This window comes from Stieleria varia, assembly GCF_038443385.1.
Taxonomy (GTDB): Bacteria; Planctomycetota; Planctomycetia; order Pirellulales; family Pirellulaceae; genus Stieleria; species Stieleria varia.
In genome coordinates this window covers 3,050,810-3,064,001 of the sequence record NZ_CP151726.1, presented here as the reverse complement: position 1 = coordinate 3,064,001, position 13,192 = coordinate 3,050,810, and the positions used below count along the sequence as shown (strand labels likewise).

Genomic DNA, 13,192 nt, shown 5'->3' with positions numbered 1-13,192 from the left:
CTCATTTACGTACAACGCGTTTGAAAAGGGGCGAGGTAGCGGCGGGGTACGATTAAGATTTTTTGAAAAGCGGGGTGCGAGGTGCAGGCTGCGAGGGCGGGAGAAAGTGTACCGAATTCACGGTGTAAGAATTACGCTAAAATAAGACCACATTCCGGCCCAAAAAAGGCGAGAACTACGACCGCATCGAGGCCGGTAACAGTTCAAATAGCTCTTTCAGCTGAGCGGCTGGTGTGTGAAGATCATCCTTGTCTTGGTGCGACACCCCGGCAATCCATTCGGGTTTGAGGTAGGGAGTGTAATAACCCGCATTTCAAACCAGAAGCTTTGTCGCATCAAGACTTATCTCAAATTTACAAAATCATTATCAGCATTGGGTGGCACCATTTGGCCATTCCAAAGAAACCATTGAGAAAGAAACCTTTGATGAACGAATCGCCTTCAACCGACATCGCGGCACAAAAACACCAGCGACGAAATCTTCCGATTCGATTCACAAACCAGCAGCTCACTTGCTTCTGTTGGCTCTTAGCAATGTGCTGCTTCGTTGGCTGTTCCTGGATGAAGTCAGACGAAGATCGGCTGCGTGAGCGGATTGAGCACGACGTTACGGAGAACCACAAACTTTATGTTCGCAGAGCGAATCAGCTTGCCCTGGTCAAACAAGCGTGCGACGCGATCCCGATTGGAGAGGCCAGTGAACAAATGGATCCCGAACAGAAGAAAGAATTTTCGGATTTGGAGTTGCGTTTTAACATCGACCCCAACACAGTCTGGGTCCGCGCGACGGACTTGGAGCCGATTTCAAAAGACGCGCTGCCACCGGAGATGAGTTCTGAAGAAGAGGCCGGTTTGAAAGAGTTCAAGGCTTGGGACAGTGACTACGAAAGTCCACTCCCCAGACGGCTTGCGACGTACGCTTTCCGCGACATTGCACAGTCGGTGAAGGAAGACTTGAGGTATTCGTCCACAGATCCGAAGCACGACACCTTTGCAAAGCGGGCTGCAGATAGCTGGCGAGATGTCCAATACGTGATTGTCATTCGCACGGTGATTTCAAATCCAGGGGAACCGATCAAGACGGAAGGTGAATGGTCATTTCATTCTGGGTATTGGGGCGGTGAAGCGATTGTATTTGAAATAGAAAGCGGCCGCCAAATCGCAGCCTTCGATTTTGAGGCTTGCAATCGCGGGTCGCGCGATGTTTACAACGTCGAAGGCAAAGATGATGCGACAGCGGAAGCTGCAATTCATGGATCGCTGGCGACCGATTTGCGACGCAATATCTGGCCCGCTTTTTGGCAAGCACTCGATCAGCGATGCCGGAACCAATTTAAAAAATACACCACGTTCGACTTCCAGTACGGTGCCGACAGCATCCAGAACGCACGTCTGCTCTATCTGCAATCGTTCCTCAAGGAGCACGGCCCGGATGAGGTAAGCCCCTATGTCCGCAGAAAGGTGCTCGCCGCAGGCAATGCCAACACGCAGAATTAATGCCTGATCCAGTGCTGATTCTGGGATGGGTCGTTTCGGAGTTTAGTGCTGAGCCGATGTAGCTTGAGCAGCAGAACGCGGGGGGAATTTAGGAGATGATTTCTCGTCTGTTTTGGACGTAGTCCCAGAGGACGAATCGGTCGAGGTTGTTGCCGCTGGTGAAGAACACGCGGCCGGAGGTTGACTGCGCCAAACGACTGGCAAACCGGATGTCTTCTTCGCTCTGTGACCAACTGGGGACGAGGAAGATGTTGATCGTGATGCCTTCGCGTTGGCAAAGTTGGGCTTCCCGCATCGTGGCTTGCTCGGTCTGAGGATCCGGTGGGTACAGCATGTACAACCACTCGCCTTCGCAATGAGCCGTCGGCAGGCCGTCGGTGATCAGCACGATCTGACGATTGGGTGTGTCGGCGTTGATCAGGTTTTGGCGAGCAAGTTGCAGTGAGCGTTGGATGTTGGTGAAGTGAGGGTGGATCTGCACTTCGCTGATCGATTCGTCACTCATGTCGGCTTTGAGCCGTACCCACGGGTCATGGATTGTGACCGGTTTGGGCATTAGATCGATGATCTCGCCCGGTTTGACGAGTTTGGCAAAGGTGTACATCTCGATGAAGCGAAGGAAGTCGCCGGGGTAATCCTTTTGAATCAAACCTTGCAGGGCGAGCGCCATGCGTTTGACATTGATGTACTGGCCGTCGTATCGCATCGAACCGCTCATATCCATGATCACGCAAGTGGCACAGCGGGGGTGATTGCGTGTCTTGTGGACCACGATATCGTCGCCACGTAGTCGCAGCGGTCGCTCATCTCCTTGACGCAGCAAGGCGTTGATCACGGTTTGCGGCATGTCCATGTTGGCGACGGAGTCACCAAACTCATAGGGTTTGGTTTGCTGCAACTCCACGGCTCCTTCGCCGATCACGTCACCGGTGTGTCGTCCGCTCCGAGAGGGAGCCAACGAGCTGAAAATTCGTTCCAGTAACCGACCCTGGAAAATCTTGTACGCTTGGGGTGTGAGCTGAAACGCTCCGCTGGAGTCACGCTGCAGACCTTGACGTTCGGCTTGCTCGCGGATCAAGTTCTCGACTTGGCGACGCATTTCCTCGAGTTGTTCCATGTCGCCAGGCTGGGCAAACTCGCCGAGCATGTCCATGTCGATCAAGCCGATTTGTGCCGTCTTGGACGCTTCTTCCAGTTGCCTGAGCAACTCGTCGATCTTTTCCAGTTCCTCTTTGATCTCCAACGCTTTGGGCACCGTCATCGATTCGTTGCCGGTGAACTCATATTTGCTGACGAGTTCCTCGATCTGGTGTTTTTCGCTCATTCGCTGGGCGACATTCAAAAGACCTGTGGCTGCGGCGCTGTGATCGTCGCCGATGCGGTACCAGATGCTTTCCAGCAGATAAGGTTGTTCAGTACGGATCGCTTGTTGAAATGATTTCTCCAGCTTTTGCGGCACTCGGACATCCTTGGCGGCCTGCGAGAAGGCTTTGCGGGATTTCTTTTGCACGCCACGGGTTTCGTAGGTTTCCAAGATCTTGCGTTTGCGTTCTTCCAGCAACGCTTTGAGGAAGTCGATGCTGGGACCGAGTCCGGCGATCTGGCTGGGGTCCAGGCGGACCGCTCTGGCCAGTTCTTCTTCGCTCAATTCCCGAAAGTTGCCGTACATCAAGGCTTGTTCGAACGCGGGCGTGACCAAGTCCGGCGGTTCCTGCGTTGGTGGCGGGAACGAAATCGGATCGTACTTTTGGTACGAATGGATGATGCCGCCGGGTCGGTATTTCATGATGGTGCTGAGGACTCGTCGGATGGACAACACGTGGGGCAGGTTTTCAACCTGCCGTTTGGAATTGGCAGGTTACAAACCTGCCCCACGTTTCTTAGGTCTCGTATTCGATCTTGCCGTGTTGTTGGGAACGACTGATGCGTTCCATGCTGTACAGGCCGGCGAGGACAAACTCGACACAACTGGCGCGGACGGCTTCGCTCTCGCTCGCGTTGACTTCAAAGGCGGCTTCCCATGCCGGCGGGACGCTTTTGAGTCGTTCCGCGTACTGGCTGCTGGGCAGCATGTCGCCGACGACCACGCGGACGCCACCGCGAAAGATTTCTGCGATCGCCGAAAGCCCGTGTTCTTCCACGTATTCCTTAAAGACGACTTCGATTGCTTTGGCGACCACGCTGTCGAGCACTTGTTTCTCACTCATCTGATGCGTGCCCATCAGGTCCAGTTCTAACTTGCCCAGTGAGCTGGAATACAAGTGACCGAGGTCGCTGATGCGGGGCACGGCAGGTCGTTCGTCGTGAACGATTCCGCGTTGGCGGGCGGACGCGACCATGTTACGGAAATTTGCGAGCGAGAACCGTGCGGAAACCCCTGAGGCCTGATCGATGAATTTGCTCTTGCGCGCCTGATTGGTGATTTCCTCGATGAGCTGGTACATGAAATACGGGACGGTGACCGGGTAATCGCCCTCCAGGTCCAGTGCCACTTCTTGTTGTAAGATTTCGATTCCACTATCGCGGCTTTCCGGATAGTGCGTTTGAATGATCGAACCGATCCGATCCTTTAGCTGCGGGATGACTTTACCGCTGCGGTTGTACGTCGACGGGTTTGCTGAGAACAAAATGAAGACATCCAGATCAAATTTGATCGGGTAGCCGCGGATCTGTACGTCGCGTTCTTCCAGGATGTTGAACAATCCGACTTGGACCAGGTCATCGAGTTCGGGCAGTTCGTTCATGGCAAAGATGCCGCGGTGCATCCGTGGAATCAGCCCGAACGAGAGTGCTTCCTCCGCGCTCATGCTGACGCCGCCGGTCAGTTTCGCGGGGTCGATTTCGCCGATGATGTCGGCAAACTTTGTTCCCGGGCTCAAACGCTCGGTGTACCGCTCACTGCGATTCCACCAACCGATTTTGATGTCGGCGGGATCATGTTCTGCGATCAGACGACGGCCCAGTGAAGTGATCGGATGGGTGGGATCTTCGTGGACCGGCAAATCGGGATGATCGATGTAGGGCAGCCAGGGATCCAAGAATCGGGTCAGCATTCGCATGATTCGACTTTTTGCTTGCCCCTTTTCACCCAAGAACAGCATGTCGTGACCGGCCAGCAACGCGAGGTTGATCTCCGGGACCACTGTGTCATCGTACCCGACGATGCCGGGAAAGAGGCTCTCGCCCGAGGCCAGCATTCGGGTGAAATTGTCTTTGATTTCTTGTTTGACCGTTTTGGACTGCCAACCGCTGTCGAGCAGTTCCTGCAAACTGCTGATTGCGGGCGCGTCGGTTGAGTCGTGAGTGGTGGAAGCAGCGTTCATTCAAAGGTTTCCGGATTCCGGTGTTCGCCAGTCAGGGTACGCCCTGATTGTAGCGGCCCGGGAACCGAGGAAATCGAGAAACCAAGCTGTGTTATCGACTGGGCAGCAAGCTGACCATTCCGCGGGTCGATGAGAGATCGACGGACGGATCGGGAGTGACATGGACAGTTGACTTGGAGTCCGCATCGACCAAAGCGAGGACGATCGTATCGATTTGAGAGGCGACGACGTTCCAGCGAACGGTATGCTTGCCCGGATCAAGGCTCAGTGATGTCGATTGCTGATTCTTGATGACCGGCCCGGCCATCACTGCCAACGCTTCGTCGGCGTCCTTTCCCGGCGTCAGGTCCACTTGCTGTGAGTCAATCAGGATCGATTGAGATTGCAAGGAACCGCCAGCGGAAAAGACGATTTCGATCGTGGTGCTTTCACTGAGCGAGAACTCGCCCGCGAGTTCCAATTGGATCGATCGATCATCAACGAACAGACGCTCACCGATCTGAGTCCATTGAGCCGGGCTGATCGTGATCCCAGGCGAATACTGAAAACCGAGCACGAGATCACCAGGTCGAAAGATCTCGCCCAATGGCGATCCGACATCGATCGGCCGAATGGTTCCGTGCATCAGCCGTGGCCCGTTTGCGACCACCGGCTGAGCGCTCGGACTGTCCGTTTTCGGCGTTGTGACTTCAGACGGCGTGATCGGCTGCAGATGGACCGGCAAGGATTCGATGAGCGACTGCATTTCCGCTCGTGTCCGCAGCGTTTGCACTTCGCCCAATTCGTTCGCTCGATCGTTCTCGGTGTCGTCGGCCAGGGCAAGCTGATACCAGTGCAGGGCTCGCAACGCGATCGACTCGGCTTCACGACCCGAGAATCTTGCTGAGATCTTGAACCACTTGGACGCCAAGTCTGCGATCTCAGAACGTTTGAGTTGCTGAGCTGCTAATTGCTGCGTCAACTCGACGTCTTGTTTTGCTAAAGAAGCAAGTCGGACATCGCTGGCGTTTTCGATCCACGAACCTCCACGTTGCCAGTTGCGTTGGTAGAGGCACAAGTACCTACCGACAATGGCTGCATCACCTGACGAAGGCTCGTCAGTAACACTCCGTTGCAGAATGTCGTCGACCTTGTTGGACATCTCTCGCATTTCGGAAGCGACGGCCGCGTCAGCTTTGATCCGCTCGACCAAATCCAGGTCGTTGGAAAAGGCGCAGTGCCGACGAACTTGATCCGCTAGCTGTTGTGCCAAGACGAATTGTTCGATGCAAATCAGTTGATCGTGCAAACGCAAACCGGCGGTTGCCTTTTGAAAGTGCTCCACCGGCGTTGCCACCGTGACTGGCTGGGCGATGTAATCCCGCGCGGCTTTGGCCAGTTCCTCATAGGGCGGAACATCTTGCGGGTTTGGCTCTGGAAGATCGCTCGCTGCTGGATCGAGAGGCGGTGCAATCGATGCAACGGCGCTGGGCATTTCGCTGGCTTTGGACTGCAATTCCTTAGCGAGACTCGTCAAGGATTCGTTCCACTGCAATGCCACTTGGTTGCTGGCCGATGCAAACCAATGACCAAGGCCCTGTGCGAGAGAAATGGTTTGGCTTCTTGCGCGTGCTGCCAACACGATCGGATCGATCTGAAGCGACGATGTGGGCTCGGTTGATGCATCGCCGCTTGCTGCTGTGCTTTCCGTCGAGCCCATTTGCGAACCCGATTTCACTGGTGATCCAGGAACCGGCCTGGAAACCAGCTTGGATGGTTTGGGTGACGTGACTTGAGCAGGCGGAGTCGCCGCGGCGTTCTTGATTTTTTCTCGGCCGGATTGGGCGTCGGGGTATTCGACCAGGGCAATGTCGATCGGCTCGTCGGACTGAACCGTCGGGACCATGACAACGCTGCTGCGACGCAGAGACCATCCGAGTACCCCGCCACTGGTCGCGACCAAGATGGCAATCAGCCCGAGTAGTGTCGCGGGTTGTCTGAGCCAGAAACGAAAACGTCTGATCGGCGATCGCCGAAAGTCGTCACGGACAAGGTCGCCGGAATCCAGGCTTCGACTCAACGAACTCGACAGACCCAAATCGATGCCTGTCGAAATGGAAACGTGTTGCGAAGGCCACTGAGAATTGCCGGTGAGATCGAATCCGTCATCAAGGACGGTATCAGGTGATTCGAGCGGGCGAGATTTCAGGAACCCAAAATCGATCGTGTGGGAATGCTTGGATGAAGCGGCGGGGGTGTCGCTGGAGCGTGATGCTGCGCCGCCGTCATTGAGGTGCTCGCGATTGCTCTCGGCGAGTTCCTCCCCACGCTCGGCCAGCGCGAATTCCGTTCGTCCTGCCCAGTCGATCAGATTGGGGCGGATCCGTCCCACGTTGGCACGCTGACTAGGGTCGGTCCGCTGACGCGGATCGAGCACGCGATAGGTGGATGTCGCAATTTGCGTCAGTTGAATTTCCAGCTTGGCGCTGGGAGCCTGTAAGTAGCGTTGCGCAAGCGGCTCGGTGGTTTCCAGGGCGGCACGGCGGATCACCATGTGCCGAACCTCGCGTGGATCGACACCCAGCCGCTGAAAATCGGCGTTGGTTAATCCCCTTGAAACCACAGTTTGCGTATCCTCATCATCAGGTATCTGAACCCCATCTGTTGCGATGCTCGCAGGGGTGTCGGCGACAGTGTCGCGGTCCGGTTCCGTCATCTGACCAAGCCTATATTTGGACGACGAAGCCTCGCCGTCCACCCCGATTGATCACCGACCTGCTCTATAGCATTGGCGGTTCCATTGGGGGCAGTTTCGGGCGGCTGGGACGACATGGCTGCGGGGCACCTGGAGTATGAGACACCTAGCCGAGGGGAAGGTTCCCAGCCAAGGCCTGGCGAACGGTGGTTCGCACCCTGATGCTGGCAAAATCAAACGTTACAGAGATCAAATGCCTGCTGAAGTGATGCGATGGGGTCGTCGCTGGTCGGAATGAACTCCTGAGCGACGTACCCGTTATAGTCGCTGGCCTGAATCGCACGCATGATGGGCGGGTAGTTGATCTCCTGCTGGTCGTCCAGCTCTCGTCGGCCGGGATTACCAGCGGTGTGATAGTGGCCTGTAATCGTTCGGTAACGGCGGAGATTCTCGATCAAGTCACCGTTCATGATTTGAACGTGATAAATGTCGAAAAGCAGTTTGAATTTTTCACTGCCCATCTCGTTGACCAACTCGGCACAAAGGTGGATATCATCACCCCAGTATCCCGGGTGCCCTTTCATGGGGTGGATTGTGCCGTCGGCGTTCTTGTGGGCTTTGCTGTTGAGGTGCTCCAAAACAAGCCCCACGTTTTTTTCTTCCGCGTATCCGATAACTCGTTTCCAGCAATCCAGGCAATTTCGGCGTGCGGCTTCGTCGCTGATTCCTGCTTTCCGCATCCCGGTGAAGGTGATCACATTGGGAGCCCCGTATTGAACGGCCAAGTCGATGCCGTTTCGCAGTTTCGATTCGACCTCCGCGTGATTTTCGGGGTCCAGTGGTCCGGTGGCAAAGCCGTGGCTGCCGACCAGAGAGATCTTGAGCCCGAGCTTTGTCACGGCGTCGTAGTGATTGGGCGAAATCCCTTCCATCGCTTCGAGTCCGATCGCCTTACAATGCTTGGCCAAAGTGAGCGTGTCCATGGGATTGAAGCACCAGCCCATCACGGATTGCCGGATCGGATTCGCTGAAGCCTTTGCGGCATCGGCACCGTCTGATTGAACCAGAGGTTCGTGTGCGGCCAAGCGATTGCCGACCAATGCGGCGCCACCGACCAGTGCTGCTTGAGCGGTCAAGAATTCGCGGCGTTTCATCGTTCGTGTTTCTCTGCGGGTTTCGGGAGGTGCGACAAAGGAGATCAGGGTACTCGAACCTTCGCCCAAAAGGGACGTTTTCTGTCTGCTCGCGTCCGAGCGTCTTCCAAGATGACGTCGAGCGAGCCATCAAAATCGAATCGCTGGGGAGTGCTGGCGTTTCTGATCACGACTTGCTGATTCAGATCGATACCCATATCGGGCCTGAGCCACAGCGTGTACTCGTCCGTGGGACCTTCCATTCGAATCTGATTCTCGGTCAGGACTCTTCCGCCGACCTTTGAGCCAACTTTCCTTGGTGCGTCGTCCCAGAGAATGGGATTGATGCGGGCCAGTGGTTTGAGCGGTCCCAGTTCCAGCCACCAAAAATACTGATCACCCTCGCGCATCGTGACCGCTTCGAACTCTTGCGGCGTCGGTTTTCGCTTATGAGTCGGTGCGTTCATCCACTCAAAGAGATCAAGGATTTCTTCGTAGAAATACTCCGAGCCCCGGCCAAGATACATCACGACGATCGCATCGTTGCGGACGTTCATGTGATCGTCCAATATCGGGCCGTGCCGAATCAATGGCGGTGGCGTGCCGGCGGATTCACCCATGACCAAATACATCGGAACGTATTGAGCCGTGGGGTAGTAATGTTGGATCGTCTTGTTCGGTTCGCCCGTGATCGAAATCATGCCGGCCCAATGGTCGGGGTGCGACAGGGCGATATCCCAAGCGGCGGTTCCCCCATCGCCATGTCCTACGATGAACACTCGGTCGGCATCGATGCTGCAACGTCGCATCGCGTCGCGCAAACAGACGAGGATGCGTTGATGTTCCCGGGGCGTGTACTCGTATTGCCGCTGAGTAGGACGAGTCCAAGCGGGTGCGACGACGATGTAACCGTTTCTCGCTGCGTGGCCATGGCGGACTTTGCTTTCCGCATCGTAGGGACCAGCCCACCATTCCACTTGATTTTCCGCGCTGTCGCCGGGTGCGTGCAAAGCCAAAATGCACGGGTACTCGCGAAGCGGATCGTACTCCGGCGGCAACTGCACGACGTAGCTCGCTGAACCCTCGGCAACGACGGCTTCATCTGCGATTCCGGAGTCGTTGATGCCGATGCGAAAGAGTCCAGCGACATCGGGATCCGCTGCGCTGTCCGGCCAAGCTTGGGGTGGCACCAACAAAGGCAACATGCGTGAGACGTATTGGATGTCGGCGCCTTCCAAAGTTTTCAACTGCGCCAAGATCGCTTGCCTGCGTGCTGCGTCGGCGACTCCGAGATACTCACGGACCAGATCACGAACGGTTGCCAACGCAATGGCAACGGACAGATTCTGTTCGCCTGATCCCGAACCGAGAAACCAACCGGCGACGGCGAGTGCCACGCGGTTGTCCAAAGGGATCGTTTCGGAATTGCCCAAGCGGGAGTAGTCGCTCAACCGTGGCAACGTCGCCGCCGAGAGTCCTGCAGCGATCTCGTCGACGATCGGGGTCAGTTGTGAGCCTTGAGCGGCCGGCAACTGCTGGACCTGGGTTCGCAGTTGCTCGATCAAGTCGATGATCTGTTGATCGATTGTTGCCAAGCGTTGCTCACCGTCGATCACACTTTGCAGCGTGACACGACCGATTTCCGTCCGTGGAAATTGAGAGAAGATCGACTTCGCATAGTTGACTTGCCCGACGCTGGCTCGGAAGTTGGCTTCGTTGATCAACTGCGTGGCCTGCTCTCGAACGATCCCGGCCAACTGGGCGTCCATCTTTTGTTGATCGGGGAAATCACGCATCACGCCTTCGAGTTCTTCTTGCGCCACAGCGAAACGTTTGGCCTCCATGAAGAAGCGTACGATTTCGAGTCTTCGATCAAACACTTGTTGTCGAGACAGTCCGATCTGTTTTGTCAGTCGTTGATGCAAGATTTGTTGCAAAATCGGCGAAGCCAACGAACTCGTGGCGACACGCATGTCCCAGTCATAAGACGGCGTTTGCTTCAGAGCGATCAGTTTGGCGTATCGAGAATTGATCTCCGTGATGCCTTGAAAGATCGGCAACGGGCTGCCGTCGGGGCCACGGACCGTGATCGTTCTGCGACCGTATTTATTGAAGGGTGAGATCCCGAGAATATTGCCGATGCCCTGAACTTGTTTTCCCGCCAGGGGTTCCGGTTGCTTGAGCGTGATATCCTGTTGCAGACCGGGCACGTTGACGGGAGGGCCAACAACCATCCCGCGGCGATGGATGTACATTCGCCGTAGTCCGTCGCTGACCATCAAGATCGGCAACGTGTTGACTGCACCTGCGCCACCTGCCTGAAACGGGTTTTGATTGAGCGTTGCGATCGGCGCGCTCAATCCTTGCAAGGTCAATCCGCTTTTGAGGACGATTTGTTCCTCAGCGGCAGAGTGTTTGCCCAGCGTTGCGATGCTGATCAAACTCACCAGGAGCCAGCAGAGCCGGATGGTTCGTCCGTCGGGGCGGATGATGGTCCGGGACATCAGGACGTTTGATTGCGAGTGGACTGCGTCAAGATCGTCACGGCTTGCATGAGCGATCGTCCCAACGGTGCAACGCCTTGACCAACGGACTGAACCGCGGGCATCGTCTCGGCCATCCAATCGCGGCCCTGCATCGATTCGATCCATTGTCGCGCCAACAACGCTTGATCGGCATCAGGTGTGGATGGTCCGTGTTGTGAATCGATGGATGAAACAATCGTCGACGTGGCAGCAGTGGGTGGCGGCACCGTGTTTGTTTCGCTGCTCTGCGGCCGAGAGGTGACCACGGCAGCGGTTTGCTGTGGCGTTGTCGATGGACGCACCGCGATGATGAGCAGCGCGATCGCGGCGGCGACGGCAGTGAGCGTGGCCACGACGCGGCTTTCCGAGCGTCGACGCGGCGAGATCACCGGTGTGTCGCACTCCGTCGTCACATCTGGTTTCGTATACAACGATTGCACACGAGACCATGTCATCAAAGCGTTGCTGCACGACGGACAGAACTGAGCGTGAGCGAGCAAGTGTGTGTCGCTCTGCGGGTCGACGCGTTGGTCCAGCAAAGATTGCAAACGCTGCTCAAAGCACGAGCACGTCATTTGGTCACGGTTGGAATCATTCATCGCAGTGGCCTCCGTGATGAGGAGAGCGAACTGACTCTGTCGCGATCGCCTGCAATCGACTGGCGCCCCGTGGGGGTACGACTTCACGTTGTTGTAATTGCTGAATCAGGACCATTCGAGCTCGGTGTACCCACGTCTTGACTGTTCCGACTGGGCATTGCATACGATGAGCGATTTCCGCATAGGTCATCGCATGTTCATGGAAAAGTTCGAACGCGACTCGCTGTTGCTCCGGACAGTCTTGCAGCACCAGAGAGACTTCCTCTCGTAAGGCATCGGCGGCCTGCTGTTGCGTGCAAGCCAAGGTTTCAGGTTCAGCGGCTTCGGTGAGTTCTGCAAAACCACTTTTCTTGGACATCGCCGTCCGACATCGATTTCCCGCAATGGTGATCAGCCAAGGTTCCAGCGGTCGACGTTTGTCCCATCGATGAAAGTACTTGGCCAATCGAGTGAACGTTTCTTGCGTGGCATCCTCGGCATCCTGACGATGTTGCAGAATGCGAAAGCAGGCTTGAAAAACGAACTCGTAATAGCGTGCAACCAGCGTGGTCATCGCCCCGGCGTCATGGTTCCCGAAGCGTTCAGCGAGCACTGCGTTGGATTCCAACGCATCGGGTGCGACTGCGCCAGGGGGATGATCTGCCATCGCTGGGGGATTCCTATCGTCCGCTAAAGAAACGTTTCAGCGCGTCATCGGCGGCGTCACGTGAGCTGTCCTTCATCGATTTCTTCAAGTTGTCGGGCAACTTACCCGGCTCCTTTTTCTTCTTGGCTTCTTTGAGCCTTTCGATCATTGAAGTGTCGTTGACGGACAGTTCTGTGCTGTCACCCGACGAATCACCGACTTTGTTTCCGGAGTCGTCCGACCCAGCCTCATCCAATTTGAACTGCCTGGTTTCCGGATCGGAAAGTTTTCGGACGCGATCAATCTGATCGGCTTCGTCCAACCAACTCGTCACATCGACTTCTTCAAACCGACTGTCTTCGGCATTGACTGTACGCTCGGCGGCATCGCCGACATCGGCGACGTGGGGTTTCTTGTTGCCCTGCAATCCATGATCGATGACCAATTCAAACGTCAGCTTTCCGAGCTTGATGACGTCACCGGCCGCGAGCACTTTGGCGCGATCGCTTGGCAAGCGTTTGTCATTGACGTAGGTGCCGTTACGGCTCTTGAGGTCCTGGATCAGGACTTTGCCATCCCGGACCACGATGATGCAATGCTTGCGGCTGATCGATTCGCTCTTGGGACGCAGTTGGCACGATTCGCTACGTCCGATCAGGAACTTTTCGCTGGCAACCGAGATCTCTTTGCCCCCGTGACTGCCGGTCATTACCTTGAGCTTTACTTGCATGGATCACCTGAAGAAAATCGAATCCCTCGAATGGACTGTCCTGTCTGACTGCCAAGCGGTCGCCAGCCGCTTGGTCTCGGGCACAC

Annotated in this window: 9 protein-coding genes; 1 reads left to right on the top strand and 8 read right to left on the bottom strand. The window is 55.9% G+C overall.

The genetic code is table 11. From position 1 onward, the window contains the following. The first annotated feature begins 561 nt into the window (after positions 1-561). Positions 562-1,497 (top strand): hypothetical protein, encoded by a 936-nt coding sequence (locus Pla52nx_RS10150; protein ID WP_146521581.1) that lies wholly within the window; start codon positions 562-564, stop codon positions 1,495-1,497. An 88-nt stretch (positions 1,498-1,585) separates the two neighbouring features. Here Pla52nx_RS10150 and Pla52nx_RS10145 read toward each other — a convergent pair whose 3' ends face one another. The 8 genes from Pla52nx_RS10145 to Pla52nx_RS10110 all read right to left on the bottom strand — a co-directional run bounded on the left by Pla52nx_RS10145 (position 1,586) and on the right by Pla52nx_RS10110 (position 13,106). Beyond that, a complete protein-coding gene (locus tag Pla52nx_RS10145) occupies positions 1,586-3,283 on the bottom strand; it encodes a VWA domain-containing protein (protein WP_146521580.1) in 1,698 nt (565 codons plus the stop codon). Positions 3,284-3,377: 94 nt separating this feature from the next. Continuing rightward, positions 3,378-4,820: a magnesium chelatase gene (locus tag Pla52nx_RS10140; RefSeq protein ID WP_146521579.1), complete on the bottom strand. Its 1,443-nt coding sequence runs from the start codon at positions 4,818-4,820 to the stop codon at positions 3,378-3,380. Positions 4,821-4,911: 91 nt separating this feature from the next. Beyond that, positions 4,912-7,515, bottom strand: coding sequence for a hypothetical protein (locus Pla52nx_RS10135; protein ID WP_146521578.1), 2,604 nt, complete (start codon positions 7,513-7,515; stop codon positions 4,912-4,914). 212 nt (positions 7,516-7,727) lie between these two features. Beyond that, positions 7,728-8,648, bottom strand: coding sequence for a TIM barrel protein (locus Pla52nx_RS10130; RefSeq protein WP_231742167.1), 921 nt, complete (start codon positions 8,646-8,648; stop codon positions 7,728-7,730). A gap of 44 nt (positions 8,649-8,692) precedes the next feature. Further along, positions 8,693-11,131: an alpha/beta hydrolase gene (locus Pla52nx_RS10125; protein ID WP_146521577.1), complete on the bottom strand. Its 2,439-nt coding sequence runs from the start codon at positions 11,129-11,131 to the stop codon at positions 8,693-8,695. Further along, a complete protein-coding gene (locus Pla52nx_RS10120) occupies positions 11,131-11,751 on the bottom strand; it encodes a hypothetical protein (RefSeq protein WP_146521576.1) in 621 nt (206 codons plus the stop codon). Before Pla52nx_RS10120 ends, Pla52nx_RS10125 begins: the two co-directional genes overlap by 1 nt. After that, positions 11,744-12,397: an RNA polymerase sigma factor gene (locus tag Pla52nx_RS10115; protein ID WP_146521575.1), complete on the bottom strand. Its 654-nt coding sequence runs from the start codon at positions 12,395-12,397 to the stop codon at positions 11,744-11,746. Before Pla52nx_RS10115 ends, Pla52nx_RS10120 begins: the two co-directional genes overlap by 8 nt. Before the next feature lie 13 nt (positions 12,398-12,410). Next, a complete protein-coding gene (locus tag Pla52nx_RS10110; protein WP_146521574.1) occupies positions 12,411-13,106 on the bottom strand; it encodes an FHA domain-containing protein in 696 nt (231 codons plus the stop codon). Positions 13,107-13,192 lie beyond the last annotated feature (86 nt).

Coding starts and splice junctions, on each gene's coding strand:
- Pla52nx_RS10150 (WP_146521581.1), top strand. CDS start 562: ATGAAGTCAGACGAAGATCGGCTGCGTGAGCGGATTGAGCACGACGTT.
- Pla52nx_RS10145 (WP_146521580.1), bottom strand. CDS start 3,283: ATGAAATACCGACCCGGCGGCATCATCCATTCGTACCAAAAGTACGAT.
- Pla52nx_RS10140 (WP_146521579.1), bottom strand. CDS start 4,820: ATGAACGCTGCTTCCACCACTCACGACTCAACCGACGCGCCCGCAATC.
- Pla52nx_RS10135 (WP_146521578.1), bottom strand. CDS start 7,515: ATGACGGAACCGGACCGCGACACTGTCGCCGACACCCCTGCGAGCATC.
- Pla52nx_RS10130 (WP_231742167.1), bottom strand. CDS start 8,648: ATGAAACGCCGCGAATTCTTGACCGCTCAAGCAGCACTGGTCGGTGGC.
- Pla52nx_RS10125 (WP_146521577.1), bottom strand. CDS start 11,131: ATGTCCCGGACCATCATCCGCCCCGACGGACGAACCATCCGGCTCTGC.
- Pla52nx_RS10120 (WP_146521576.1), bottom strand. CDS start 11,751: ATGAATGATTCCAACCGTGACCAAATGACGTGCTCGTGCTTTGAGCAG.
- Pla52nx_RS10115 (WP_146521575.1), bottom strand. CDS start 12,397: ATGGCAGATCATCCCCCTGGCGCAGTCGCACCCGATGCGTTGGAATCC.
- Pla52nx_RS10110 (WP_146521574.1), bottom strand. CDS start 13,106: ATGCAAGTAAAGCTCAAGGTAATGACCGGCAGTCACGGGGGCAAAGAG.